Below are 26,597 nucleotides of genomic sequence, written 5' to 3'. Positions count from 1 at the left end.
CGCTGGCCTACGCCGCCGCCCCATCCGGCAGCACGCGCATGATGTCGTGCCCCAGCTTGTCGCGCTTCGTGGCCAGGTAGCCCTCGTTGTGGGCGTTGGCCGCAATCTCAATCGGCACCGTCTCCACAATCTCCAGCCCGTAGCCAATCAGGCCGGTGCGCTTGCGCGGGTTGTTGGTCAGCAGGCGCATCTGCCGGATGCCCAGGTCGCGCAGAATGGCCGCGCCCACCCCGTAGTCGCGCTCGTCGCTCTTAAAGCCGAGGTCCTCGTTGGCCTGCACCGTGTCGCGGCCCTGCTCCTGCAGCTTGTAGGCTTTCAGCTTATTAAGCAGCCCAATGCCGCGTCCCTCCTGGTTCATGTAGATGATGGCGCCGCGGCCCTCCGCCTCAATCTGGCGCATGGCCTGCTGCAGCTGCGGCCCGCAGTCGCAGCGGCACGAGCCGAAGATGTCGCCCGTCACGCACGAGCTGTGCACCCGCACCAGCACCGGCTCCGGCCCCGAAATGTCGCCCTTCACCAAAGCCAGGTGCTTGGCATCGTTCGAGCGCTGCGTAAAGGCAAACAGGTCAAAATCGCCAAACTCCGTCGGCATCTTCACCGAAATCTCGCGCTGAATCAAGCTCTCCTGCGCCAGCCGGTACTTAATGAGGTCCTGCACCGAAATCAGCTTCAGGTTCCAGCGCTTGGCCACCTCGCGCAGTTCCGGCAGCCGCGCCATCTCCCCATCCTCCCGCAGAATTTCCACCAGCACGCCCGCCGGCTCGAAGCCCGCCAAGCGCGCCAAGTCAATGGCCGCCTCGGTGTGCCCCGCCCGGCGCAGCACGCCCTCGCGCCGCGCCTTCAGCGGGAAGATATGCCCCGGCTTGCCCAGCTCCCCGGGCTTCGTATCGGGGTCGATGAGCGCCAGAATGGTCTTCGAGCGGTCCGAAGCCGAGATGCCCGTCGTCACGCCATTCTTCAGCAAGTCAATACTTACCGTGAACGGCGTGGCGTGCAAAGCCGTGTTATACCCCACCATCAGCTCCAGCCCCAGCTCCTCGCAGCGCTCCTCAATCAGCGGCGCGCACACCAGCCCCCGCCCGTGGGTGGCCATAAAATTGATGACCTCCGGCGTGGCCGCCCGGGCGGCGCAGATAAAATCCCCTTCGTTTTCGCGGTCCTCATCGTCCACGACAATCACAACTTTGCCGGCCCGAATGTCTTCAATGGCGGCTTCGATGGTATCAAGCATTTGTGTAAGCTATTAGCTAATAGCTGCTAGCTGTTAGCTGTTATTTGAGAAAAAGGAGTTGCCGGGAGCTAAAAGCTAACGGCCATCAGCTAACAGCTAAATAAGGCCGTCAGTTTATCAGTCGCCGCCGTCCAGTTATACGTTGATTTGACAAAGGTATGCCCCTGCCCGGCCAGCTGCGCCGCCCGCCCCTCCTCGGCCAGCAGCCGGCCGATAACCCCGGCCAGCCCGGCCGCCGTTTCGGCCACCTCCAAATCCTGCCCCGGCCGCCCGCGCAGCGCATTATTGGCTAAAGGCGTGGTTACGCAGGGCAGCGCCATTGCCATCGCCTCCAGCAACTTATTCTGCAGGCCCGTGCCCACCCGCATAGGCGCCACAAACACCCGCGCCGCGGCGTAAGCCGCCCGGATATCGGGCACCCAGCCGCTCACCGTCACCGCCGCCGAGGCCAGCGCCAGCACCCGCGGCGCCGGCGTGGTGCCCGCCACCAGCAGCCGCGCCGCCGGGTGCTGCTGCCGCACCAGCGGCAGAATTTCCTCGGCCAGGTAGCAGGCCGCATCCACGTTGGGGTGGTAAGCCATGTTGCCGCAAAAGAGCAGGTCGTACTCCTTTTCGGCCGCCGGCCGGGGCTGAAAAAAGTCCGTATCGATGCCGTTTAGCACGATGTGAATCCGCTCCCGCCCCGGGTGCTGAATCAGTTGCCGGTCCTGGTCCGAGATAATAGTGTGGTGCCGGAACCAGTCAAACGCCGCCGCCTCGTAGGCCGTCAGCCGCCGCGCCTCCAGCGCCCAGATGGCCCGCTGCCAGGCCGGCGCCTGCGTGGCCCGCCGCCCCATCCCGGCCGAAAACACATCCATGTAATCCAGCGTCATGGGCCACTGCCCGGCGTGCTTGCGCAGGTACTCGGCCATGCGAATCAGCTGGCAGTACACGTGCTCGGGCCGGAACGTACGCAGCATCTCATCCACCCGGCGCTGCGCCCCGGCATCGTAGAAGTAGCCCACCTGCAGCGGGCGCCCCGTGGCCAGCGCCCGCGCCATACTGCGGGCAATGCCCGGCCGGCGCAGCCGCTGCACCACCAGCCCGCCCCGGCACAGCGGCCGCACGGCCGCCTCCATCTCGGCCGTCACCACCTCATCGGAGAGGGCAAAGAGGCAGATTTCGTGGTCTTCGGCCAGGCAGCGCAGCTGGTGGTAAGCGCGCAGCTTGTCGCCCTTGTCGAGCGGATACGGGAAGCGGGACAGGAGTATTAGTAGCTTCATGCGCCGCCCGTGGTGGTGCCGGTCCGTTGGTCCAGCAGTTGTTGATAAAGCGCCAGCAGGCGCTGCGTCACCCGGCGGGTGTCGTATTCGTTGTGCGCCGTGCGGGCCGCCGCCGCCCCCACGGCCGCCAGCGGCAGCCGCCCGTGGTAGTAGTCGCGTAAGGCGTCGAGCCAGGCGGCGGGCGAGTCGCGCAGCAGCATATTGTCGCCGTCGCGTGCCACGATGCCCTCCGCTCCCAGCGCCGTGCTCAGAATAACCTTGCCCAGCGCCATGCCCTCCACCACTTTCACCCGCATACCGCCGCCGCTCAGCAGCGGCACCAGCATCAGCCCATACTGCTGCATAAAGGCCGGGGCCGACTCCACAAAGCCGTGAATGAACACTTTATCCTTACCCGCCGGCCGCTCCGTCAGATGCGCCGGCGGGTGCGAGCCCGCCACGTGCAGCTCCAGTTCCGGCATTTCGGCGTGGGCCAGCGGCCATATTTCGCGCAAAAACCAATCAACGCCCTCCAAATTAGGCAACCAGTTGAGCGAGCCGATGAGGAACACCGTGCGCGGCCGGGGCGGCTCAGGGGCCGGCGTCAGGCGCGTGAGGTCGAAGCTGGCGGGGATGAAAGCAATGGGTGCCGTGCAGCCCAGCGCGCGCAGCCGGGCAATATCTTCCTCCGTGATGGCAGCCACGCCGTCGAAGCGCGGCAGCTCGCGGCGCTCCAGCTGCTCCAGGCGGGCAGCCATATTGCGGAGGTACCATTTTTTCAGCGGGTTGCCGGCCCGCGCCGCCAGCATCTGCCAGATGGTGTACTCGATGTTGTGCGCCCGCAGCACCAGCGGCGGCAGCTGGCTGCCTGCGGCCTGCTGGTGCAGCAGCTCCAGGTAAGGCGCCACAAAGGAGCCCTCAAACTGCACCACATCAACCGCATTTTCCCGCAGCAGGGCCATCAGCGCCGCCAGCAAGGCCGGGCTGATAAACCGCGCCACGTTATAAGGCTCGTGGCTGAGCAGCAGGTTCCGCAGTGCCTGCAGCGGCGACAGCTGCGTGTCCACGTCCACCGTCACCAGCCGCACGTTTGGCCCCAGGTGGTCGAGGGCCGTGGCCAGCTGGTGGTGCTTGGGCGTATTGGCGGCCAGCACCGTCACGCGGTGCCCGGCTTCGGCCAGCCCGCGCACCGTCTCGTACATGGCAATGGCCCCGCCATCGTGCGGCGGGTAGGGTACGCGGGGACAGAGTTGCAAAATGTGCATCAGAAGGGCAAAGATACCGCCGGGGGCCGGGCTTACAGCTGGCGGAACTGCACCTCGAAACTTTCAATCTGGCTTTCGCTGCCCAGCACCAGCAGCACATCGCCGTCCAGGGGCACGTAGTCCACCGGCGGGCTCACCAGCAGCGAGCCCTCAGCCGTACGCATGCCGATGATGGTGGCCCCGGTGAGCGAGCGCACGTCGAGCTCCCGGATGCTACGGCCGCGCAAGTCCCTACGCAGCTGCTGGTAGCTCATTTCCTCCAGCCGCAGCCGGTCGGCGCTCATGCCTGAAATCAAGTCCAGAAAGCGAATCACCTCGGGCCGCACCACCAGCTTGGCCATGTGCGAGCCCCCTATTTCGTCGGGCATCACCACCGAGTTGGCCCCGGCCGTGAGCAGCTTGCTTTCCGAGGTTTTGAGCGAGGCCCGGGCAATGATTTTCAGGCGCGGGTTCAGGGCCCGGGCCGACAGCGCCACGAACACGTTGTCGGCATCCTTGGGCAGCGCCGTGATGAGCGCCGAGGCGCGTTCCACGCCGGCCTGCTTGAGCACCAGGTCGGTAGTAGCGTCGCCGGCCACGGTGTAGATGTTGCCGCCGGCCACGCCGTCGCCGTCGTAGTCTTCGCCGGTCTGGCCGTCGGCGTGGCTTTTCATCAACTCCTGGTTTAGCTCAATCACCACCACCCGCACCCCGCTGGCGCGCAGCTCCTGGTAAGCACGGCGTCCGTTGCGCCCAAAGCCGCACACGATAACGTGCCCGCTAAAACGCCTGATTTCCTGGTCAGTTCGAATCATCTTGTAAATTTTGCGTAGCTCGCCCCCAAAAATAAACGAGGAAAAGGCCGACACGAGGTAGGCCACCACCACCAGATTGTAAAGGATATAAAACGAAACGAACAGCCTTCCACTCTCCGAAAACGGGTGAATTTCGCCAAAGCCCACCGTGGCAATCGTCGTCACGGTCATATAAAACGCATCGACCGGCCGGTAGTGCTCAATACCCATAAAGCCCGCCATGCCAAACAGTAAGCTTGACACGGTGAGCGCAATGGCCAGCACTATCTGGTTGAGCTTGACGCGCTGCAGCAGCGAGGATGGGGGCGTTTCCAAGGTGCAAAGAACGTCAGGAGCCGCGCCCAATCACCGTACCCAGCATGGCTCCCAGCTCATTATCCAACTGTTTTAGCGTTTTCACCTCGCCCAGCAGCCCAAACATCTCGGCCTCGTCCAGCCCCGGCTGGCGCAGCCGGTCCATCACCTTATCCAGCTTGCGCTGCACCTGGCACTTGTTGAGGCGCAGGATGGCGTTGTCGCAGGCCTGCTGCGGCAAATCCACTTCGTTAAACACGTAGATTTCCTTGGTCCGCCAGTTGGGGCTCAGTTCATAGCGCTCCGTGGCGAGGTCAGTAATAAGCGTGCGAACCTCGCTCCGGTCCGTCTGCACCAAGTTGCGCACTTCGGGGAAGCGGCCGGCCATCAGCTCCTGGTAGCACATGGTCCACACCTCGGCATAGAGCGGCGTTTCGAAGGGAGTTTCGCCGTACTGCCCCACCAGATACGCCGCCACGCTCACCTCCTCGCTGATTTCGCGGGCCGCGTACAGCACCAGCAGGCGCAATACCTCGCGCTCACAGGTTTGCAGCACGTCGGGCACCACGTCGAACTCGCCGAAGTCCTCATCGGTCTGGCCCGCGGGCGCCGATTGCAGCTCCGACGGGTCGGCCCCGTACATCAGGGCCAGCTCCTCGTCCTCGGCCGACATCGGGCGCGGCGGCTGCGCCGCCGGGCGGCCCGACTGCTGGCCCTGGCCTTGCGGGCGGGCGGCGTTGCCCTGCTCCGGGCGAGGTGCCGGTTTGCTCTGCACCACCTTGTTGTATTCGGTGATAAGCACCTGCTCATCGATGCCGAATACCTGGGCCGTCTGCTGCAAAAACACCTGCCGCTTAATGGCATCCGGCACCTTGGCAATGCTGTGCAGCACGTCGCGGATGGCCTCGGCCTTCTTCACCGGGTCGCCGGAGGCCTCGCGGGCCACGAGCGTGGTTTTAAAGGTGATGAAGTCCTGACTCTGGTTTTCGATGTAGTCGCTGAAGCGCTTGTCGCCCACCTTGCGGATGTAGGAGTCGGGGTCGTCGCCATCGGGAAAGAGCACCACACGCACGTTCAGCCCACCTTCGAGCAGCAAATCCGTCCCGCGCAAACTGGCCTTGATGCCAGCCGCGTCGCCGTCATAGAGCACCGTCACATTGTCGGAATAGCGCTTGATGAGACGTATCTGTCCCTCCGTGAGCGAAGTGCCCGACGAGGCCACCACGTTCTTAATGCCGCCCTGGTAGAGCGACAGCACGTCGAGGTAGCCCTCCACCAGGTAGCAAACCTCCTCCGTGCGAATAGCCTGCCGGGCCTGAAACAGCCCGTAGAGCACGTCCGACTTATGGTAAATATCCGACTCCGGCGAGTTCAGATACTTGGCCATCTTATCGTCGCGCTTCAAAGTGCGCGCCCCGAAGCCCACCACGCGGCCCGAGATGTTATGAATCGGGAACATCACCCGGCCGCGGAACCGGTCGTAGCGCCGGCCGGTGTCGTGGCCCTGGTCGTCCTCGCGCTTCACCACGAGGCCGGTTTTTTCGAGGTATTTCTGCTGGTAGCCAGCGGCGGTGGCCGCTTTCAGCAGGTCATCCCAGGCATCGAGCGAGTAGCCCAGCTCGAAGATCTGGATGGTGCTCAGGTTCAGGCCGCGCTCCTTAAGGTAGCCGTAGCCGATGCCCATACCTTCCTCGGTGTTGAGCAGCCGCTGGTGGTAGTGGTTCTTGGCCCAGTCGGAAACGATGAACTGCGAATCCCGCTCGTTCTGCTCCAGCTGCTGCTGGGGCGTTTTTTCCTCCTCCTTTATCTCGATGCCGTACTTGCGGGCCAGGTGCTTGAGGGCCTCGGGGTAGCTGCTGCCCTCGATTTCCATGATGAAGCGCACCGAGTCGCCCGACTTGCCGCAGCCGAAACACTTGAAGAATCCCTTGCTTGGCGTGACCGAAAATGACGGCGACTTTTCGTTGTGAAACGGGCACGGCGCCCACAGATTCTGGCCCTTGCGCTTGAGCTGCACGTAGTCGCCCACCACCTCCACGATGTCGGCGGCGTGCATTATCTGGTCAACGGTTTCTTTGGGAATCAAGGCCATACACAACTCGTAGCCAGCACCGGCTACGCACAAAAACAGCTTACGAAAGCAATTGCCCCATCAATACCAATCAAAAAGCCGGGCACCGGACCCGCTTCCTCTCTACAAATCTACGGCCCGGCTCGCTGGGAAATGCCGACTTTTTTCCGTTCTTGTTACCCAGAACTTTCACTCTCCAATCCATGAGCATGTTCGACTTTTTTCAGACCCAGCGCCAGCTGTGGCTGAACCAACCGACCGAGCACTCGCCCGAGTACGTAGCAGGCGGCGTAGTGGCGCTCGACCAGGCCGAAACTGCCTTCCTAGTCGAGCCCCAGGATAACCCCAATCAGGCAGACCACCAACTGCAACGCAAGCTGGACACCGCCCTGCTCAAGCTCCAGCGCCAAAATACGGAGCTGCAAAAGCAACGGTCGGCCAATCATAAGTTGCAGAAAAAACTAAATGAGATAACCCGAGAGCAGGAAAAGCGCCCCAAATGGGGTTCCCGCGCCCGCCGGCACCTGCGGCAGCTCAATGCCCTGGCCACCGACCCGCAGCAGTCGGCCGAAGCCCGGCTTGAAGCCCTCACGCACCTCATCGGCGATTTTTTCGCCCAGGCCCTGAACGAGCAGGCCGCCCAACAACAGCAAGCCGCACAAAACCCACCCTTGGCTGAACAAGACGACTAGCGCGTTGCCAGTTATTTTTGGTAAGTTTGCGCAATTTCTGCCCCGCTGCCGAAGTTAAACTCCCAAAGTAGGAAGGACTTTCGCCCTCCCTGCCGGCTACTGGCTTACTGGTGCAACAGCACGTAAGTGCTGCCCGCTATCAGTAGCCAACAACCCAGCTGCATCAGCAGCCTGACCGGGAGCCTGACGACGATTACCACGTAATCATCGCCGCTGTTTGGTTTGTTCCTCCTGGTTTCAATATTGAGTATGAACAAATCAACCACTTTCTAAGCCTGTGGTCTGCCGGCCACGGGCTTCGCCTTTTTCAGCTGGAGCCGAAAAAAGTGCCGTGGCGGCGGGAGAAAATGCGCATGAAGCATTTAGCCGCAGGCCCGCACAGTGAGACAAAACTAGCACAAAATTTCTCTGGCTAGCAAAAACGCTTCCCTCGCATCAGCCCCTGCGTACCTTTGCCCGAATAACCTTCGCGCAAGATGCCCGCTTATCATCCCTCCGACATCGAAAAGAAGTGGCAGGCCCACTGGAACGACCACCATACCTTTCGGGCCGATAACGCCTCTGAAAAGCCTAAGTACTACGTGCTCGACATGTTCCCATACCCCTCCGGGGCCGGGCTGCACGTGGGCCACCCGCTGGGCTACATCGCCTCCGACATCGTGACGCGCTACAAGCGCCTGCAGGGCTTCAATGTGCTGCACCCCATGGGTTTCGACTCCTTCGGCCTGCCCGCCGAGCAGTACGCCATCCAGACCGGCCAGCACCCGGCCCTGACCACGGAGCAGAACATCGCCACCTACATCAAGCAACTCAGCAGCCTCGGCTTCAGCTACGACTGGGACCGCGAGGTGCGTACCTCCGACCCCGAATACTACAAGTGGACGCAGTGGATTTTCCTCCGCTTGTTTGATGCCTGGTATAACCTCGACACCAACCGCGCCGAGCCCATTGACACGCTTACTACTAAGTTTGAGGACGACGGCAGCCACGGCGTGCGCGCCGCCGGCGACGGAACCGAACGCCCGAGCTTCACCGCTGGCCAGTGGCAGCAGCTAACTGAGCGCCAGCGCATGGCCACGCTCCTTCCCTACCGCCTGGCCTATCAGCAGGATACGTATGTGAACTGGTGCGCCGGCCTGGGCACGGTGCTAAGCAACGACGAGGTGAAGGACGGCCTCTCGGAGCGCGGCGGCTTCCCCGTCGAGCGCCGCCTCATGCCGCAGTGGAACCTGCGCATCACCGCCTACGCCGACCGCCTGCTGGCCGGCCTCGACCACATCGACTGGCCCGAGGCGGTGAAGGAAATGCAGCGCAACTGGATTGGCCGCTCGGTAGGTGCCGAGGTGAGCTTCCCGGTGCAGGACCGTGAGGACGTTGATATCAAGGTGTATACCACCCGGGTCGATACAATTTACGGGGTGAGCTTCCTGGTGCTGGCCCCCGAGCACGAGCTGGTGAACGAGCTCACCACGCCCGCCCAGCGCGAGGCCGTGGCCGAGTACATCGCCGCCACCAAGCGCCGCTCGGAGCGCGACCGCATGGCCGACGTGAAGGCCGTGTCGGGCGTTTTCACCGGCGCCTACGCCCAGAACCCGGTGAGCGGCGCGCCCGTGCCCATCTGGCTGGCCGACTACGTGCTGGCCGGCTACGGCACCGGCGCCGTGATGGCCGTGCCCAGCGGCGACCAGCGCGACTACCTTTTCGCCAAACACTTCGACCTGCCCATCGTCCAGATTCTGGACGGCCAGCAGATTGACCAGCAGGCCGACCCCACCAAGGAGGGCCGCTACGTCAACTCCGGCCTCATCGACGGCCTCGGCTACCACGATGCCACCGAGAAGCTCATTGCCTACCTCGAAGAGCATGGCCTAGGCCGCGGCAAGGTCAATTTCCGCCTGCGCGACGCCATTTTCGGCCGCCAGCGCTACTGGGGCGAACCCATTCCCATCTACTACAAGGATGGCACGGCCTACCCGCTGCCCGAGAGCGAGCTGCCGCTGGTGCTGCCCGAAATCGATGAGTACAAGCCCACCGAAACCGGCGAGCCGCCCCTGGGCCGCGCCAAAGACTGGAAGTACGAGGGCAAGTACGACTATGAGCTGAGCACCATGCCCGGCTGGGCCGGCAGTAGCTGGTACTACCTGCGCTACATGGACCCGCAGAACACCGCCCGCTTCGTAGGCGAGGAGGCGGAGCAATACTGGCAGCAGGTCGATTTATACCTCGGTGGTGCTGAGCACGCTACCGGCCACCTGCTCTACTCCCGCTTCTGGCATCTTTTCCTGAAGGATTTGGGACTGGTGAGCGCGCCCGAGCCGTTCCAGAAGCTGATTAACCAGGGGATGATTCTGGGGCGGTCGAATTTTGTGTATCGTATCAACGGCACTAACAAATTTGTAACGTCCTCCAGGAAGAGCGAGTACGAAACCACTGCCCTGCATGCCGACGTCAACTTCGTTGACAACGATGTGCTGGACGTCGAAGCCTTTAAAAACTGGCGTGAGGAATATGCCAACGCTGAGTTTATCCTCGAAGACAACGGCACTTACGTCTGCGGCGTGGAAGTCGAAAAGATGTCCAAGTCGAAATATAACGTCGTCAATCCCGACACGCTGATTGAGAAGTTCGGTGCCGACGCCCTGCGCCTCTACGAGATGTTCCTCGGGCCGCTGGAGCAGTTCAAACCCTGGAACACCAACGGTATCAGCGGCGTGAGCGGCTTTTTGAAGAAGTTCTGGCGCCTATTCCACCCCGAAGACGGGGCCTTGGCCGTGACTGACGAGGCCGCTACGCCCGCCGAGCTCAAAACCCTGCACAAGGCCATCCGCAAGGTGGAGGAAGACATCGAGAAGTTCAGCTTCAACACCACCGTGAGCGCGCTCATGATTACGGTGAACGAGCTGACGGCCCTCAAGTGCCACAAGCGCGCCGTGCTCGAGCCGCTAGTGGTGCTCATCTCGCCCTACGCCCCACACCTGGCCGAGGAACTCTGGGCTGAGTTGGGCCATGAAGCCGGCAGCATCAGCAGCGCGACTTACCCCGAGTTCCGCGAGGAGTACCTGGCCGAAGCCAGCGTGACCTACCCACTGGCCGTCAACGGCAAGGTGCGCGAGCAGCGCGAGTTTCCCGCCACCGCCACGGCCGCCGAGATTGAGGCGGCCGTGCGCGAATCCGATTTCCTGGCCCGCTTCGGCGAGGGCAAGGAGGCCAAGAAGGTGATTGTGGTGCCGGGGCGGATGGTGAATGTTGTGGTGTAATCATCTGTCATGCTGAACGCAGTGAAGCATCCTTTCACGCTTAAACGAAATCGTTGAGGCGCGAGAGGATGCCTCACTGCGTTCAGCATGACAGCAAAAAAGAGCCCGCTGAGTAGTCAGCGGGCTCTTCCTTTTTTACAAGTGGTACTTGTTACAAGGCCTTCACTACGCGGGCGCGCTGCACCGGTTGGCCGTTGCTCAACAAGTTGAGCATATACACGCCAGCCTGACAAGAGCTCAGGTCGAACGTGAAGCTGCTGGCGCTGGCCATTTCGCTCAGCGTGCCGGTGCTTACTACCTGACCGTTGCTGTTTATAAGGGCCCAGGCGGTGGGGGCGGCGTTGCAGGTCACGGTCACGCGGTCGGTGGCGGGGTTGGGGAATACCTCGCAGGCGGTGATAGTCGTCGGGGCAATTATTTTCACGGCGGCTATGGGGCTGTAGCTCACGCTGCCGTCGAGGTCGGTTTGCTGGAGGCGGTAGTAGCTGGTGCCGGCCAGCGGGGCGGCGTCGCGGTAGCCGTAGCTGCGTGGCGTAGCGCTGGTGCCCGCGCCAGCCACGGTGCCCAGCGCGGTGAATTCGCGGCCGTCGGCCGAGCGCTGCACCTCGAAACCGAGGTTGTTTTTCTCCGAAGCGGTGGCCCATTTCAGGTTCACGACCTGGCTGGTGGCGGTGGCCGCAAACGACGTGAGCGTGACGGGCAACGGCGTCGGGAAGGTGCCGTACACCCGCATCTCATAGAGCGAGAAGCCGTAGCCGGTACCGCGGGTCACGCCGTACATTCGGATGTAGCGGGCCGCACCGGTTACGGCCAGGTCGTTGAAGCGCAGCGAATTGTTAGTAACCGTATTGGCCGTAGTCCAGCTAGTGCCGTTGCTCGACAGGTCGATGTGGAAGTCCTTGCCGTAGGCTGTTTCCCAAACCAACGTCACCTGCGTGACATTGGCGCTGGCCCCCAGGTCGACATAAATCCACTGGTTATCGGCCGAGTTGCTGCCCCAGCGCGTGGCAGTGTTGCCATCGAAAGCCTGGGCCACCGGAAAGCCGCCCTGCGTGGTGGAGGCCGCGCCGGTCTTGTTCAGCGCCAGGTTGCTACCGGGGCTGTTAGTGTAGTTAAACACTTCCACTTCATACAGTGAGTAGCCATACGAGGTGGCCCGGGCCGTGCCGTACATCCGCACGTAGCGGCCGGTAGTGCTCAGGTTGGGGTACTCATTGACGGTAGTGGCGTTATTCGTAGTAGTAGCCACGGTGGTCCAGCTGGTGCCGTTGGTCGATACCTGAATGGTAAAGTCCCGGCCGTAGGCGTTTTCCCAGGTCAGGCGCACCCGGTCGATGGTTTGCACCGAACCTAAGTCCACGGCCAGCCACTGCGGGTCGCTGGAGGCGCTTTCCCAGCGGGTGTTGCCGTTGGCGTCCACGGCGTTGGCCGAGGGCTGGTTGTTGGAAGAAGCCGAAGTCGTTTTGCCGAGGGCCAGGTTCTGGGCCTGCCCCGGCTTGCTGGCCAGCAGGCAGGCGGCTAGTAGCCAGGCAAAGAGGAACAGGCTTTTCATAGCTTTGATAACTTGAGGGTTGGAACTGGGTCAAAATTACCAATAGCCTATACCCCTAATCAAGCCAGACTCGCCCGACCCAGTGTTTCAGCCGTTCATCACCGGTATTTCCTCGGCGACTGACAGCACGCTGTAAAATAGCAAAAAGCCCCAGCTCAGAGAGCTGGGGCTTTAATAACCAAAACACCTTAAAAACTATTCTTTCACGATAGGGCAAACAAAAACCGAACCGAAAGATTCCAGGCGCCGCAAAAATTTCTTAGCAAAACTTTTGACACACTGTTTTTCAAAGCATTTTGGCGCTGAACACTATGGGCTTATTGGCCAAACATGCCGCCGCCACCGCCGCGCATGGCGCCACCCATCATCTTGGCCATCTGGGCCATGCCGCCCTTGGTCTGGCTCATTTTGTTCATGGTACGCATCATTTTGCGCATGTCTTCGAACTGCTTCATCAGGGCGTTTACCTGCTGAATGTCAGTACCGGAGCCTTTGGCCAGGCGACGCTTGCGCGAGCCGTTGATGAGGTCGGGGTTGGCGCGCTCCTGCTTGGTCATCGAGCGGATGATGGCTTCCACGGGCTTGAAGGCGTCGTTGTCGATTTCGACGTCCTTGATGGCCTTGCTCATGCCCGGAATCATGCCCATCAAGTCCTTGATGTTGCCCATCTTCTTGATTTGCTCCAGCTGGCCGAGAAAGTCATTGAAATCGAACTGGTTCTTGCGGATTTTCTTCTCAATCCGCTTGGCTTCCTCTTCGTCGAACTGCTGCTGGGCGCGCTCCACGAGGCTGATAACATCGCCCATGCCCAGGATGCGCTGGGCCATCCGGTCGGGGTAGAACATGTCGAGGGCCTCCATTTTCTCGCCCGTCGAGATGAACTTAATGGGCTTCTCGACCACCGACCGGATGCTGAGGGCGGCCCCACCGCGCGAGTCGCCGTCGAGCTTGGTGAGCACCACGCCGTCGAAATTCAGCCGGTCGTTGAAGGTTTTGGCGGTGTTCACGGCATCCTGACCCGTCATCGAGTCCACCACGAACAGCGTCTCGGAGGGGTTGATGGCCGCTTTCACCTGCTCGATTTCGCGCATCATCTGCTCGTCCACAGCCAGGCGGCCGGCGGTGTCGATGATGACGACTTTCTTGCCGTTTTTGCGGGCGTAGTCGATGGCGTTGCGCGAGATTTCAACCGGGTTTTTGTTCTCGGTTTCCGAGTACACCTCCACGCCGATTTGCTCGCCCAGCACTTTCAGCTGGTCGATAGCGGCGGGGCGATACACGTCGCAGGCCACTAGCAACACATTGCGGCCCTGCTTTTTAATAAAGTTGGCCAGCTTGCCGGCGAAGGTGGTTTTGCCCGAGCCCTGCAGGCCCGAGAGCAGCACCACGGCCGGGTCGCCCTTGATGACGATGTCCTTTTTCTCGCCGCCCATGAGCTCGGTCAGCTCATCGTACACGATTTTGACCATCAGCTGGCCCGGCGACACGGCCGTGAGCACGTCGCGGCCCATGGCGGCGTCCTTAATCTTGTCGGTTACTTCCTTGGCAACCTTGTAGTTTACGTCGGCATCGACCAGCGCCCGGCGAATTTCCTTGATGGTGCTGGCAACGTTGATTTCGGAGATGGAGCCCTGGCCTTTCAGGGTTTTAAAGGCCTTGTCGAGCTTGGAGGAGAGGTTATCGAACATGAATCGCGAATTGGCGAGTTATTTAGTGATTGTGAGGTTACCAGGCTGCTTATGAAGCTTTGGGTAACACGATATTTTCCAGAGCCCGCAAACGTTGGTCAAGCTCCGCATTCGTAGGTTGTAGTGCGCCTTCTACATGCGTCAGGCGCAAGCTATTATTGTCGGCAACCTCAGTCAGGCGACCGGTTTGGTCAAATGTATTTCCTAGCCGACGGTTGATATCACCAACTTGCGTTTTGACTTCACGCATGTCTGTTTTCAATTCGGTCACTTCTTCCGTTAGGTGGTCAACACGCTCCGTCAGGTGGTCAACACGCTGATTGGTGCCTCTTACCTCCGTAGTCAAATCAGTCAACTGACTTGATAAGCGGCCAAATCCATCGTGCATCACCGTAATCAACTGCTCGAAACGGCGGTCGGTGTCGCGCATGTAATCACTCATGAGCGCCATAAATTCCAGCATGCGGTCCTCGTTCATATGGAATAGCAGTTAGCGGCCAAGCCTCAAAGTTACGGGAGAAACTCAGGTTGTAAACGTAGCTTTGCGCGTTTTGATTGCTACCCCCCTCCGCCTGCTCGTCATCACCTACTACTGGCCGCCCTCGGGCGGGGCCGGCGTGCAGCGCTGCCTGAAGTTTGTGAAGCACCTGGCCGGCTTCGGCGTGGAGGCCACGGTGCTGACGGTGGACCCCGCCCAGGCCACCTACCCGGTGCGCGACGAAAGCCTGCTGGCCGAAGTCCCCGCCACGGTGCGCGTTATTCACACGGCCACGTCGGAGCCGTTTGAATCGTATAAAAAACTGACCGGCAAGGCTGTGCCCTACGGCGGCTTTGCCAACGAAGGCAAGCCCGGCTTTACGCAGCAGGTGCTGCGCTTCGTGCGCGGTAACCTCTTCATTCCCGACCCGCGGCGCGGCTGGAACCGCCACGCCCTGCGCGCCGTGGACCAGCTGTGGGCCGCCGGCGAGCGGTTTGACGCCGTGCTGACTTCCTCGCCGCCGCACTCCACGCAGCTCATCGGGCTGGCCTTGCAGCGGCGCTACGGGCTGCCCTGGCTGGCCGATTTGCGCGACCCCTGGGCCGATATCTACTACGCCAAAGACCTGCACCGCACCAGCCTGGCCGCCTGGCTCGACACGCGCTACGAGCGGCAGGTGCTGCAGCAGGCCACGGCCGTGCTGGTGACGTCGCCCGAAACCAAACGCTTGTTTCTGAGCAAAAACCCGGCGCTGCCGGCGGCCAAAATCCACGTCATTCCGAATGGCTACGACGAGTCGGACTTCCGGCAGCCCTCGCAGCCGCCCACAGACTGCCTGCGCATTACGCACACCGGCACCATCACCGAGCTGTACCACATCGACCAGCTGCTAAGGGCCATTCGGACCTGCGCCGACCAGCATCCCGAGGTGCCCATCCGGCTGCGTTTCGTGGGGCAGGTGAGCGCCGAGCTGCGGCGGCAAATCAGCGACAACAAGTTGAGTGAGCGGACGGAATTTGTGCCCTTCGTGCCGCACGAGGAGTCGGTGGGCTACCTGCTGCGCTCGTCGGTGCTGCTGATGGCCATTCCCGATGTGGCGAATAATTCCGGCATTTTGCCGGGCAAAGTATTTGAGTATCTGGCATCTAATAAGCCGGTGCTGTGCGTGGGCCCGGCCGGCTGCGATGCCGACAACCTGCTGCGGGAGTGCGGGGCGGGGCGGGCCCTCCCCTACGCCGATTACGAGCTGATGCTGGAAACGCTGGAGGCGTTGGTAGCCCGCTGGCGCGTTAATCCGGATGTGGATTTGCCAACGCAGCAAAACCAGCGCTACTCGCGCCGGGAGCTGACGGGGCAGCTGGCCGCGCTAGTGAAAAAAATTGTGCGTTAGCAACTTACTTAACCACTACCGAAGGGCGGCCGCTAACTGCCGACTGAAGGCCGCCGCCGCCTCGCGCTGCAAATGGTTGCCGTCGGTAGTGGCGTAGGGCTGGGCGCTGTAATCAAGGTAGCGTACTTGTTGCTGCCGGGCCAACTGCTGCATCTGCGCGGCAAAGTCGGGCTGGAATTCCTGCTCCAGCTGCCGCAGCGGCGGGCCGACGGGCAGGCGCACCAAATACACGCGGCCGTGCTGGCGGAGCAGCTCGATGGTCTGGCGCAGGGCCGCCAGACGGCCGGCAGAAAGGTGCTGTGCGGCCATCAGCTTGCGGTAATCCAGCACTTTGCGGGCAGTGCGGGCGCGCACGGTGGCGCTGTCGGTGGCGATGCGGACTTCGAGCCAGCCGTCGGGGTGCAGGCGCTCGGTGGCGGTGGCGTAGTCGAGCAGCAGGCGGTAGAGCGGCTTGGTCTGGTAGCGCGTGAGGTACGGCAGGTTGGGATTCTGGCTGACCTGGCTGAGCTGGCCAATGAAGGAGCTGGCCTCGGGAAACTGCTCATTGACAGCGGCCAGCGACCACGGGTCCACCGCCACGATGAACAGGCCGTTCCTGGTTTCGGGCTTCAGCTTGCGGCGGATACTGGCCAGGTAAGCCGGGCCGTAAGGCGAATGCGTGAGGGTGAAGGCATAGTTCAGCAGCGGGCCATCGAAAGCGAAAGGAGCCTGGCTGGTAATAATATCGGGCCGGATGCCCTGCGCCGCCCGCGAGGTGCCCACGATGAGCGAGCCCGCCGGCGGGCTGGTGAAGCGCGCATAAAACGCATCGACCCGGCCGTTGCGCAGCACCGGCAGCAGCGCTAGCAGCCCCGCTCCAGCCGCGACCGTTAGCAATAGTAAGCGAATCAACAAGCGCCGCATCAGAACTGGAAATAAATAAATTGCGTGTTGTTGAAAATCCCCAGGTACACAATCAGCAGCGTCAGGGCCACGTAGCCGCTCCAGCGCCAGGCCGGCGGGCGGTGCGACCACCAGGCCTGCAGGCTCCGGTGAATACCGAAGTACTCCACGCCCATCATCAGCCCGATGCCCAGCACTGCCGCCAGCAATTCGGGCCGGTAGTGCTGCGAGAATTCCAGCAGCAGCTGGCCGATTTCGCGGCCGTTCAAATGGCCCCAGCCTTGCGGCAATTGTTTGGTGATGTAGAGCGCATCACTCAGACTATTAGCCCGGAAGAATATCCACGCATACGCCACCAGGGCGAAGGTGATGAGCCCGCCAACTCCGCGCCGCAGCGCCGGATGCGCCGCCAGCCCGGTGGCCTGCGCCAGTTGCTCGCGCCAGGGCCGAGCCCAGGTGCTGAGCACCAGATAAGCGCCGTGCAGGGCGCCCCACACCACGAAAGTCCAGTTGGCGCCGTGCCAGAGGCCGCTTACCAGGAACACCACGAAGAGGTTGAAGTAAGCGCGGGTGGGGCGCACGCGGCTGCCGCCCAGCGGGATGTACAGGTAATCGCGAAACCAGCTCGACAGTGAGATGTGCCAGCGCCGCCAGAACCCGGGCACCGAGGCCGAGAAGTAGGGCTGCCGGAAATTGAGGTTGAAATCGAAGCCCAGGATGCGGGCGGTGCCGCGGGCCAGGTCGGTGTAGCCGGAGAAGTCGCCGTAAATCTGGAAGGTGAAGGCCAGGGTGGCCAGCAGCAGCAGCGGGCCTTCGGGGTGCTGGTGGGGGTTGTTGAAGATGGGATTGACGAGCAGGGCCAGCCGGTCGGCCACCACCACTTTTTTGAACAAACCCCAGGCCATGAGGCGCAAGCCGCTCACCACGCGGGCATAATCGAAGGAATGCGTGCGCCGGAACTGCGGCAGCATGTGCCCGCCGCGCTCGATGGGCCCCGCCACGAGTTGCGGGAAAAACGCCACGAACAGCGCGAACCGGCCGAAATTCCGCTCGCCCTCAAGCTTGCCCTGATACACATCGATGATGTAGCCGACGGACTGGAAGGTGTAGAACGACACGCCCACCGGCAGCAGCAAACTCACCGTGGGCACGGCGGCTGTGGGCAGGTGTAGCGCCTGCGCCAACTGCAGCGCCGAGTCGCGAAAGAAGTTGAAATACTTGAACACGAACAATGTGCCCAGGTTGCTGGCCAGGCTAAGCCAGAGGTAGGGCCGGCGCCGGGCTTTATCGGGCAGCTGGCTCATGCGGTAGCCGCTGTAGTAGTCGATGAGCGTGGTGGCGAGCAGCAGCAGGGCGTACTCGGGGCGCCAGCTCATGTAGAAGTAGTAGCTGGCGATGAGCAGCAGCGGATTGCGCCAGCGCGGCGGCAAGCTGAAATACAGCCCGACGACTATCGGGAAAAAGACGAGGAAATGGAGAGAGTTGAAAAGCATTCGGCGGGGCTGGCCGCCAAAGTTCGGGATTCGGAGGGGATTAGTAGAACGACCGAAAAAGAACGTCATCCTGAGCCGAAGGCGAAAGGACCTCGCCCACGCCGCGTGCAGCAGTAATTGATTACCACCACAACGAAGCGGGCGAGGTCCTTTCGGCGCTCCGCGCCTCAGGATGACGTTCTATTTGCTTCTCCTCCCCGCCCCGCCCGCCTGCCAACGCCCTACGCACTACTTTTGCAGCCCTGTTTCGGCTCTTTTATTCTCATGGCTCTCGACCTCAATCATAAGTCTATTCTCGTTACCGGCGGCACGGGCTCGTTCGGCAAGCAATTCGTGCGCACGGTGTTTGAGAAATTTCCGCAGGTGAAGCGCCTCGTGGTTTTCTCGCGCGACGAGCTGAAGCAGTACGAGATGAGCCAGGAATTCAGCCCGACCAAGTACCCCGCCATCCGGTACTTCATCGGCGATGTGCGCGACCCGGAGCGCCTGCACCGGGCCTGCGAGGGCATCGACATCGTGATTCACGCCGCCGCCCTCAAGCAGGTGCCGGCCGCCGAGTACAACCCGATGGAGTGCATCAAAACCAACATCTTCGGGGCCGAGAACGTGATAAACGCCGCCCTCGACTGCGGGGTGAAAGACGTGGTGGCGCTGAGCACCGACAAGGCCGCCGCGCCCATCAACCTCTACGGCGCCACCAAATTGTGCTCGGATAAATTATTTGTGGCGGCCAACAACATGAAGGGCAGCCGCGATTTGCGCTTCTCGGTGGTGCGCTACGGTAATGTTATCGGCTCGCGGGGCTCGGTGGTGCCGTTCTTTTTGCAGGAGCGGCACAAGGGCGTACTGCCCATCACCCACCCCGACATGACGCGCTTCAATATCTCGCTCGAAGAAGGTGTTGACCTAGTGCTCTATGCGCTGGAGCACGCCTGGGGCGGCGAGATTTTCGTGCCGAAAATTCCGAGCTACAAAATCACCGAAGTGGCCCGCGCAATCGGCCCCAACTGCGAGCAAAAGATTGTGGGCATTCGCCCCGGCGAGAAGCTGCACGAGGAAATGATAACCGAAACCGACGCCCTGAGCACGGTGGAGCTGGACCGCTATTACGTCATCCTGCCCTCCACCCCACCCTGGGACGTGGATAAATTTATTGCGCATTTCCACGGCACCCGCATGCCCCTGGGCTTCCACTACAACTCGGCCAACAACGAGGAATGGCTGGATGCGGAGCAGATTCGGCAGGAAATCCGGCTGCACGTGGATGCCGACTTTGTAGCTTAGGCCGACGTAGCTTTTGGCAGGTAACTCTGCGGTCCTGGAAGCCTCCTCTGCTGCTTTGGCGGGGAGCTCTGCGGGCTTATAATCCTACTCTGCTCTCTTGGAAGGCCTCTCTGCTGCTTTGAAATACTACGCTGCTGCCATTTTAGCCAGGTCTGCGGTCCTGGATGGCAGCTCTGCTCCTTTGAAAGCCTGGTCTGCGGTCTTGAAATCCTACTCTACGGCCATTTTATCCTACTCTGCTGGCTTAGATAGCTGCTCTGGAAACAATGCGAGCCGGAAAGCAGCCTTTTCAGGGCTTTCCGGAGCATCGTAAGGAATAAGTCCAATTTCTATTCCTAACGCAGTACTTCTACCCAGCCTTTGTAGCGCTGGCCGGTCTGCGGATTGGTCAGCAGATAGTAATACACGCCATCGGCCAGCCCCTCGGCGGCCCAGGAGTTGTCATACTGCGCGTGCTGGTACACCTCGCGGCCCCAGCGGTTGTAGATGCGAATAGACCACTCGGGTGCCACTAGGCCTTGCAGCACGAAAGTCTGGTTGGCTCCGTCGCCGTTGGGGGTGATGATGTTGGGGATGCGCATGGGCACGCAGGCGTCCACGGTCACCGCTACCGAGTCGCGGGCGGTGCAGCCCTGGGCATTGCGCACTTCGAGCCGGTAAGTGCCCGAGATGCGGACGGCAAACGTGGCGGCGGTGCTGCCGTCCTGCCAGCGGTAGGTGCTGCCGGCGGGCTGGGCATTGGCTTGCAGCAGGAGCGGCAGGGCTTGTTGGCAGAGGGTCGTATCGGCCCGCAAGCGCACCGTGGGCCGGGGCTGCACCTGCACTTCTACCGAGTCGTAGCCACTGCAGCCCAGCGGCGTAGTCACCCTCAGCACGTAGAGCCCGGCCTGCCGGACTTCCAGCGCGGGGCTGGTCGAGCCATCGGACCAGTGGTAGGCCATACCCGCCGGGGTGCTGGGGCTGCTCAAAGTCACCGACTCCCCGGCGCAAATCGTGCGCTGGGGAGGGCCCAGGTTCACGACCGGAATGGTCCCCACCGTGATGGTGTACTGGCGGGTCAGCACGCCGGCAGTGGTTATCACGGTCAGCGTTATGGTGTAGATGCCAAAGGTTTGGTAGACGTGCGCGGCGGTCGGGGTAGTGGCAGTATTGAATACGCCCGAACTGGGGTCGCCAAAATCCCAGGCGTAGGTAGCCCCGGCCGGAGCGTTGCTCAGGGTGCTGCTGACGGGGACCACGCTACCGACGCAGGCGTTGGCGGGAATGCTCAGGGCCAGGGTAGGGAGCAAGGGCTTCGCGTAGCGGTTCGGAAAATTCGGTAGTCCCTGCCGCGCCCGCCTGGTACCGAGCGAGGCCCCACTGGCCACCAGTCCGCAAGTAACAGCAGTACCGTTTGGGTTTGTAATAGCCGCCAAGAAAGTAGACTGTTCCACGGCTACGTACAGCACATTGTCAGGGCCGCGGACAATAGCACCAGTGTAGTTGCCCGGCGACCCGACATACTGCGCGCTCAACGGCGAAGCCAGCAGATTGACCTGACGAATGGAATTGCCGGTCAGGTCTGTCACATAGAGCTTGCTGCCATCGGGCGAAAACTCCAGGCCATAGTAATAAGGGGCCGAGATATTCACCGGTTGGAAGTTACTGATTTGACCGGTAGACGGGTTGAAGTCAAACACATCCAGCCCTACTTCCCGGATGGCCGAAGCCAGCCGACGCCCATCGGGCGAGGCTCGCAGGTAGCCCACGGCATTGCCATTGCCAAAAGAGCCGCCCCCGCCCACATGAACGGTACCCAGATTACTCACTACGGGTGTCATAGTCAAACCGCTTGCTGTCAGCAGATAGCTAAAGAAAGCATTGGAGCCGTAGGCGTGTACCACAATCCAGTAATCGCGGCCATTGGTGTGGCGCACGGCCGTCAGCTTTTCCGTCAGCTTTACGTTGTTGGGCGCAGGCACCGCCACTTCCTTTACAGCTCCAATATCCCCCAGGCCGCCCCGTAAGGTCATATCTACAATCGAATAGCGCAGGCCACCAACTAAGTTATTATCAACTGCGTCGACCGTAAACAGATACTGCTGGCTACTGCTGCCCGGGCTGGGCAGTAGCAGGGCCGATTGCGTGGCCGAAACGTGACTGTGGGCCAGGATACCATTCGGCATCAATGTGTTGAAACCATCCCACACCCGTTCGCCATCCGTGAAACACAATAAGTTGCCCAACGAATCGGATACCGTTGAGCAGCCCTCCCGCCCGTCGCGGCCGGTGAGGGACAGAGGGCTACCGGCGACCGGCGTGGGGCTGCCCGCCGCCGGAAAAACCAGTCCGGCTTACACACTAAAGCGCCAATTGGCCATTTGGCGTTGCGCCAGAACCGTTTGCTGCCAGCTCACCAAAGCCAGCAGTAGTAAAAGTAACTTGTTTTTCATTTGAAGTTTAAATCCTTAACTCAAAGGTACTACTCAATTACTTTTGCCTTCCACCACCCCGCGCCCAACCTGCCGCCTATCTTTGCCAGGCCGTTGCAGCGCCGTTTCCGGCAACCGCCCCGACGCAGACTAACCCCTGCCCTTTCCTTCGGATTACTGAGCGGCTTCCGTTTCAACTGCTGTCGCACTGTACTGCTTACTCTTATGTCATTTCAGCCTGAGGCTCCTATCCCCTATGGCCGCCAGCACATCACCCCCGCCGATGAAGCGGCCGTCCTCCAGGCCCTGCACGCCGATTTCCTGACCCAGGGCCCGCGCGTGGCCGAGTTCGAAACCCGCTTTGCTGAGTACATCGGCGTGAAATACGCCGTGGCGTTGAGCAACGGCACGGCGGCCCTGCACCTGTGCGCAATGGCGCTGGGCGTGCAGCTGGGGCAACGCGTCATCACCACGCCCATCACCTTTGCCGCCAGCGCCAACTGCGTGCGCTACTGCGGCGGCGAAGTGCACTTTGCCGACATCGACCCCAGGACCGGATTGCTGGATTTAGATTTGGTGCGCCAATTATTAGAGGCGCATCCTAAAGGACATTTTCATGGCCTGATTCCGGTTGATTTTGCCGGGCTGGCCGTGAACCTGGAGAAGGCCCGCCAGCTGGCCGACGAGTTTGGCCTCTGGATAATCGAGGATGCCTGCCACGCGCCGGGCGGCTTTTTCGTGGACAGCCAGGGCCGCGAGCGACGTTGCGGCAGCGGCCAGCTGGCCGAGCTAGCCATCTTCAGCTTCCACCCCGTCAAACACATCGCCACCGGCGAGGGCGGCATGATAACCACCAACGACGAGCAGCTCTACCGCCACCTGCTGCGCCTGCGCACCCACGGCATCAGCCGCGACGAGGCCACATTCGTGAACCCCGGCGAGGGCGGCTGGTACATGGAAATGCAGGAGCTCGGCTATAACTACCGCATTTCGGACCTCAACTGCGCCTTGGGCCTGAGCCAGCTGGCCCGCGCCGATGAAGGCCTGGCCCGCCGCCGCCAGCTGGCCGCCCAGTACGACGACGCCTTTGCCAACCTGCCCGGCGTGACGGTGCTGGCCCCCGGCGCGCCCGGCCACGCCTATCACCTCTACGTCATCCAGATAGCCGACCGGCGCGGCTTGTATGACTTCCTGAAAACCAGGCAGATTTTTGCTCAGGTGCATTACATTCCGGTGCATCGCATGCCCTACTACGAGGGCCTGGGCTGGAAAAAGGGCGACTTCCCACTGGCCGAGAAGTATTATGCCCACTGCCTCAGCATCCCGATGTTCCCCATGCTGACGGACGAGGAGCAGGAGTACGTCGTGGCCTGCATCAAGGAATTTGTTGAGCAAGGAAGTTAAATCCCCGACAATTGCTCATTGCTCATTATTAATTGCTCATTGCTAGTGCAACACACCCAACAAGAAGACTTCTGGTCCGGCGACTTTGGCCGCCATTACACCGACCGCAACTCGCGCCCCCTGGCCGAGTGGAACGAGTTTTACGAAACCTGCTACGGCCACACCAAGCTCGACATGAACGCCGCCTTCCTCGGCGAGCTTGACCGCGAGGCGCGCATCCTGGAAGTGGGCTGCAATACCGGCATGCAGCTGATGGGCCTGCAGCACCAGGGCTTTCAGAATCTGTACGGCATCGAGCTGCAGCACTACGCCGTGGAAAAAGCACGTGACTTCGTGCGCGGCGTGAACGTGCTGCAAGGTAGCGGCTTCGACTTGCCCTTTAAGGATGGCTTCTTCGATGTGGTGGTTACCAACGGGGTATTGATTCACATTGCCCCCGACGATTTGCCGCGCATCATGGGTGAGATGGTGCGTTGCTCGCGGCGCTACATCTGGGGCTTCGAGTATTTTGCCCCCGAAACGACGGCCATTCCCTACCGCGGCAACGAGGGCTTTTTGTGGAAAGCCGACTACGCCCAATTGTTTCTGGACCAGTTTCCGGAGTTGCGCCTGGTGAAAAAGCAGCAGTACCCCTACATCAACGCGGCCGAAAGCGGCAACGTGGATGCCATGTACCTGCTCGAAAAAGTCGGGGCTTAGCATGCACAGCGTCGGCATTATCTCGCAGGTGCGCATGGGCAGCACCCGGCTACCGGGCAAAGTGCTGCTGCCGGCCGCCGGCCGCCCCCTGCTCGACTACCACGTGGCCCGGCTGCAAGCCAGCGGCCTGCCCGTGCTGCTGGCCACCACCACCGAGCCCGCCGACGACGTGCTGGCCGACTACGCCACCGCCCACGGCCTGCCCTGCCACCGGGGCTCCGAAACCGACGTGCTGGCCCGCTACCACGAAACCGCCCAGCGCTTTGGCCTCGACGTGGTGGTGCGCGTAACCAGCGACTGCCCGCTCATCGACGGCGAGCTCATCGGCCGCGCCGTGCAGCGCTACCTGGCCGCCAACAACCCACTGCTCTACTATTCCAATGCCCTGGAGCGCAGCTTTCCGCGCGGCCTGGATTTTGAGATTTTCTCAGCCGAGCTGCTGGCCGAAACCTACGCCCAGGCCACCCTGCCCTACGAGCGCGAGCACGTGACGCCCTACCTGCGCAGCAACCCCGCCACCCAGGGCCGCGTGACCTTGCAGAACGAAGCCTGGCCCGGCGGCGACTTCAGCCGCTTCCGCATCACGCTCGATACGCCCGAGGACTACGAAGTCATCCGGGCCCTGATTGAGCGCTGTGGCGCGGCCGAACTGAGCACGGCCGAGCTGCTGCCAGTGCTGGAGGCGCATCCCGAAATCATGGCGTTGAATGCCCACGTCGAGCAGAAAACGACATAGTTACCAGCTTTAGCTTAAAGGCCTGCTGCATGCCTGTTACCGCCGCACTTCTTCCCCGCCTGGTGCTGCGGGCCGACGGCAACAGCCGCATCGGCCTGGGCCATGTGATGCGGTTACTAGCCTTGGCCGACATAGTGCGCGATGCCTTTGCCACGGTAATCTTTGCCACCCGCGATGCCAGCCTCGCGCCACTACTGACCGAAGCTGGAGTGGAGTTCGTGCTCATTCCCGAGCTATTGCCCCAGACCGAAGCAAGCTGGCTGCGCACGCGGGTGCTGCAAGCCACCGACGTGCTGATAGCCGATGGCTACGCTTTCGATGCCGACTATCAGCAGGAACTCCGCAGAGGGGCTGGTCGCCTGGTATACGTCGATGATTTGCGCGCCTGGCCGGTGGTGGCCGATGTGCTTATCAACCACAGTCCTGGCATCATGCCCGGGATGTACGACTTGACCCGGCCAGGCGCGCAACTGCTACTCGGCCCGGCGTATAGCTTGTTGCGTCCGGCCTTTCGGGCAGCTGCTGCACCACCGCGCCCGCCGCACCCGATTCGGAAGCTGCTGCTGTGTTTTGGCGGGGCCGACCCCTTGCATCTCACCGCGCGCTGCCTGCGCCTGCTGCTGCATGAACCGGCATTAGAGGAAATTGGCCTACTGGCTGGCCCCGCCAATCCCGACAGCTCGGCCTTGCAACAATTGGTGAAACAGGCTAATGGCCGGGCCATACTGCATCCGCCCGCTGGGGCCCAAGAGCTGGTAACCTTGCTCCGGAATTACGATGCCGTGGTGTGCCCCTCCAGCACCATTCTGATTGAGGCACTGGTGCTGGGCACGGCAGCCCTTACGGGGTATTACGTCGAAAATCAGCATCATCTGGCCGATTTCGTGCATGCTCACCAGCAGGCTTATTCGGTGGGTCACTTCGCCGTGCTTGACGATGCCGCGTTACTAACCCGCCTGCGGGCCGGGTTGCATTTCCTGGCTCACACGCCCCGGCCCCCCTACGCCCCGCCCCTGCGCACGGTTGAGCTGCGGGCCGCCATTGCGGCCCCGCTGCCCGCTTCTGACGGCTAAGCCCGGCCGCTGGCGTAATTTTGCCCGCATGGCAACCCTTCCCGACGACCTGGTGCAGCTGCGCCACGCCTACGAATCTGAGCACCTCTTCCTGCGCCCGCTGCGGGCCGCCGACTTCGATGAGGCCTTCCTGAGCTGGTTTCAGGACGAGGAGTTGATGCGCTTCTACACCAACTCGCGGCAGCAGCACACCCGCGAGTCGCTGTGGCAGAGCATTTCGCAGGGCGCGGCTGCTGGCACATCCTACACCTTCGCCATCATCGACAAGGACAGCGACGCCTGCATCGGCACCATCAAAGTCGGGCCCATCAACCGCGACCACCGCATTTCCGACCTCGTCGTGCTCATTGGCGACCGGCGTTACCACGGCCGGGGCCTGGCCATCGAGGCTATTCGATTGGGCAACACGCTGGCATTTCAGGAGTTCGATATTCGTAAGCTGTTCGGGGGCATGTTCGAAACCAACCAAAGCTCCTATAAAGCCTACACCCGCGCCGGCTGGGTCGAGGAAGGCCGTCTAAAAGGCCATTACCTGGTAGATGGCCAGCCGGTTGACCGTATTCTGGTGGCGTGTTTCAATCCTGTTTATTTTAACTAGTAGTCAGTATTGAGTAGTGAGTAGTTGGACACGCAATGTTCTGTCCGACTACCCGCTACTAAGT

20 protein-coding genes are annotated in these 26,597 nt (G+C 61.7%); 9 read left to right on the top strand and 11 right to left on the bottom strand.

The window, feature by feature from the left end; translation table 11 throughout:
• Nucleotides 1-7 precede the first annotated feature (7 nt).
• The 5 genes from Q5H93_RS17055 to dnaG all read right to left on the bottom strand — a co-directional run bounded on the left by Q5H93_RS17055 (nt 8) and on the right by dnaG (nt 6,917).
• Nucleotides 8-1,231, bottom strand: a complete 1,224-nt coding sequence (locus tag Q5H93_RS17055) for a bifunctional 3,4-dihydroxy-2-butanone-4-phosphate synthase/GTP cyclohydrolase II (RefSeq protein WP_305007827.1) — start codon at nt 1,229-1,231, stop codon at nt 8-10.
• 89 nt (nt 1,232-1,320) lie between these two features.
• Complete coding sequence (locus tag Q5H93_RS17050; RefSeq protein ID WP_305007826.1) at nt 1,321-2,493, bottom strand: glycosyltransferase; 1,173 nt, start codon at nt 2,491-2,493, stop codon at nt 1,321-1,323.
• Complete coding sequence (locus Q5H93_RS17045) at nt 2,490-3,737, bottom strand: glycosyltransferase family 4 protein (protein ID WP_305007825.1); 1,248 nt, start codon at nt 3,735-3,737, stop codon at nt 2,490-2,492. Before Q5H93_RS17045 ends, Q5H93_RS17050 begins: the two co-directional genes overlap by 4 nt.
• Before the next feature lie 32 nt (nt 3,738-3,769).
• Nucleotides 3,770-4,846, bottom strand: coding sequence for a potassium channel family protein (locus tag Q5H93_RS17040; RefSeq protein ID WP_305007824.1), 1,077 nt, complete (start codon nt 4,844-4,846; stop codon nt 3,770-3,772).
• Between the two features lie 13 nt (nt 4,847-4,859).
• Nucleotides 4,860-6,917, bottom strand: a complete 2,058-nt coding sequence (gene dnaG / locus Q5H93_RS17035) for a DNA primase (RefSeq protein ID WP_305007823.1) — start codon at nt 6,915-6,917, stop codon at nt 4,860-4,862.
• A gap of 182 nt (nt 6,918-7,099) precedes the next feature.
• On the opposite strand from dnaG, the gene Q5H93_RS17030 reads away from it, so the two are divergent.
• The gene (locus tag Q5H93_RS17030) at nt 7,100-7,588 is read left to right on the top strand and encodes a hypothetical protein (RefSeq protein ID WP_305007822.1); all 489 of its coding nucleotides are present in this window, start codon (nt 7,100-7,102) and stop codon (nt 7,586-7,588) included.
• Nucleotides 7,589-8,064: 476 nt separating this feature from the next.
• Nucleotides 8,065-10,845, top strand: a complete 2,781-nt coding sequence (gene leuS, locus Q5H93_RS17025; protein ID WP_305007821.1) for a leucine--tRNA ligase — start codon at nt 8,065-8,067, stop codon at nt 10,843-10,845.
• A 151-nt stretch (nt 10,846-10,996) separates the two neighbouring features.
• On the opposite strand, the gene Q5H93_RS17020 is transcribed toward leuS, so the two are convergent.
• From Q5H93_RS17020 to Q5H93_RS17010, 3 genes are all read right to left on the bottom strand, one after another.
• Entirely contained in the window at nt 10,997-12,397 is a 1,401-nt protein-coding gene (locus Q5H93_RS17020; RefSeq protein WP_305007820.1) for a discoidin domain-containing protein, read from the bottom strand.
• 317 nt (nt 12,398-12,714) lie between these two features.
• Entirely contained in the window at nt 12,715-14,085 is a 1,371-nt protein-coding gene (gene ffh, locus Q5H93_RS17015) for a signal recognition particle protein (protein WP_305007819.1), read from the bottom strand.
• Nucleotides 14,086-14,134: 49 nt separating this feature from the next.
• A complete protein-coding gene (locus tag Q5H93_RS17010; protein ID WP_305007818.1) occupies nt 14,135-14,563 on the bottom strand; it encodes a hypothetical protein in 429 nt (142 codons plus the stop codon).
• Between the two features lie 73 nt (nt 14,564-14,636).
• Between Q5H93_RS17010 and Q5H93_RS17005 the strand changes: the two genes are divergently transcribed.
• A complete protein-coding gene (locus tag Q5H93_RS17005; RefSeq protein ID WP_305007817.1) occupies nt 14,637-15,953 on the top strand; it encodes a glycosyltransferase family 4 protein in 1,317 nt (438 codons plus the stop codon).
• A 15-nt stretch (nt 15,954-15,968) separates the two neighbouring features.
• On the opposite strand, the gene Q5H93_RS17000 is transcribed toward Q5H93_RS17005, so the two are convergent.
• Both Q5H93_RS17000 and Q5H93_RS16995 read right to left on the bottom strand, forming a co-directional pair.
• Nucleotides 15,969-16,856: a hypothetical protein gene (locus tag Q5H93_RS17000; protein WP_305007816.1), complete on the bottom strand. Its 888-nt coding sequence runs from the start codon at nt 16,854-16,856 to the stop codon at nt 15,969-15,971.
• Nucleotides 16,856-18,328 carry an MBOAT family O-acyltransferase gene (locus tag Q5H93_RS16995; protein WP_305007815.1) on the bottom strand — a complete coding sequence of 491 codons (1,473 nt, stop codon included), beginning with the start codon at nt 18,326-18,328 and terminating at the stop codon, nt 16,856-16,858. Before Q5H93_RS16995 ends, Q5H93_RS17000 begins: the two co-directional genes overlap by 1 nt.
• A gap of 264 nt (nt 18,329-18,592) precedes the next feature.
• On the opposite strand from Q5H93_RS16995, the gene pseB reads away from it, so the two are divergent.
• Nucleotides 18,593-19,612, top strand: a complete 1,020-nt coding sequence (pseB, locus tag Q5H93_RS16990; RefSeq protein ID WP_305007814.1) for a UDP-N-acetylglucosamine 4,6-dehydratase (inverting) — start codon at nt 18,593-18,595, stop codon at nt 19,610-19,612.
• A gap of 335 nt (nt 19,613-19,947) precedes the next feature.
• Here the strand turns inward: pseB and Q5H93_RS16985 are convergent, their stop codons facing one another.
• Nucleotides 19,948-21,777: a T9SS type B sorting domain-containing protein gene (locus tag Q5H93_RS16985; RefSeq protein ID WP_305007813.1), complete on the bottom strand. Its 1,830-nt coding sequence runs from the start codon at nt 21,775-21,777 to the stop codon at nt 19,948-19,950.
• A gap of 471 nt (nt 21,778-22,248) precedes the next feature.
• On the opposite strand from Q5H93_RS16985, the gene pseC reads away from it, so the two are divergent.
• Genes pseC through Q5H93_RS16960 form a run of 5 tightly spaced genes read left to right on the top strand, consistent with a single transcriptional unit; the run spans nt 22,249 to nt 26,533 of the window.
• Nucleotides 22,249-23,427 carry a UDP-4-amino-4,6-dideoxy-N-acetyl-beta-L-altrosamine transaminase gene (gene pseC, locus Q5H93_RS16980; protein ID WP_305007812.1) on the top strand — a complete coding sequence of 393 codons (1,179 nt, stop codon included), beginning with the start codon at nt 22,249-22,251 and terminating at the stop codon, nt 23,425-23,427.
• A gap of 45 nt (nt 23,428-23,472) precedes the next feature.
• Nucleotides 23,473-24,126, top strand: a complete 654-nt coding sequence (locus Q5H93_RS16975) for a pseudaminic acid biosynthesis-associated methylase (RefSeq protein ID WP_305007811.1) — start codon at nt 23,473-23,475, stop codon at nt 24,124-24,126.
• Nucleotide 24,127: 1 nt separating this feature from the next.
• Nucleotides 24,128-24,862 carry a cytidylyltransferase domain-containing protein gene (locus tag Q5H93_RS16970; RefSeq protein WP_305007810.1) on the top strand — a complete coding sequence of 245 codons (735 nt, stop codon included), beginning with the start codon at nt 24,128-24,130 and terminating at the stop codon, nt 24,860-24,862.
• 29 nt (nt 24,863-24,891) lie between these two features.
• On the top strand, nt 24,892-25,935 hold the full coding sequence (pseG, locus tag Q5H93_RS16965; protein WP_305007809.1) for a UDP-2,4-diacetamido-2,4,6-trideoxy-beta-L-altropyranose hydrolase: 1,044 nt from the start codon (nt 24,892-24,894) through the stop codon (nt 25,933-25,935).
• Between the two features lie 28 nt (nt 25,936-25,963).
• On the top strand, nt 25,964-26,533 hold the full coding sequence (locus Q5H93_RS16960; RefSeq protein WP_305007808.1) for a GNAT family N-acetyltransferase: 570 nt from the start codon (nt 25,964-25,966) through the stop codon (nt 26,531-26,533).
• Nucleotides 26,534-26,597: the final 64 nt, after the last annotated feature.

The organism is Hymenobacter aranciens, assembly GCF_030580865.1.
Lineage (GTDB): Bacteria > Bacteroidota > Bacteroidia > Cytophagales > Hymenobacteraceae > Hymenobacter > Hymenobacter aranciens.
Note: the sequence above shows the minus strand (reverse complement) of the source record. Positions and strands in the feature narration are given on the sequence as shown.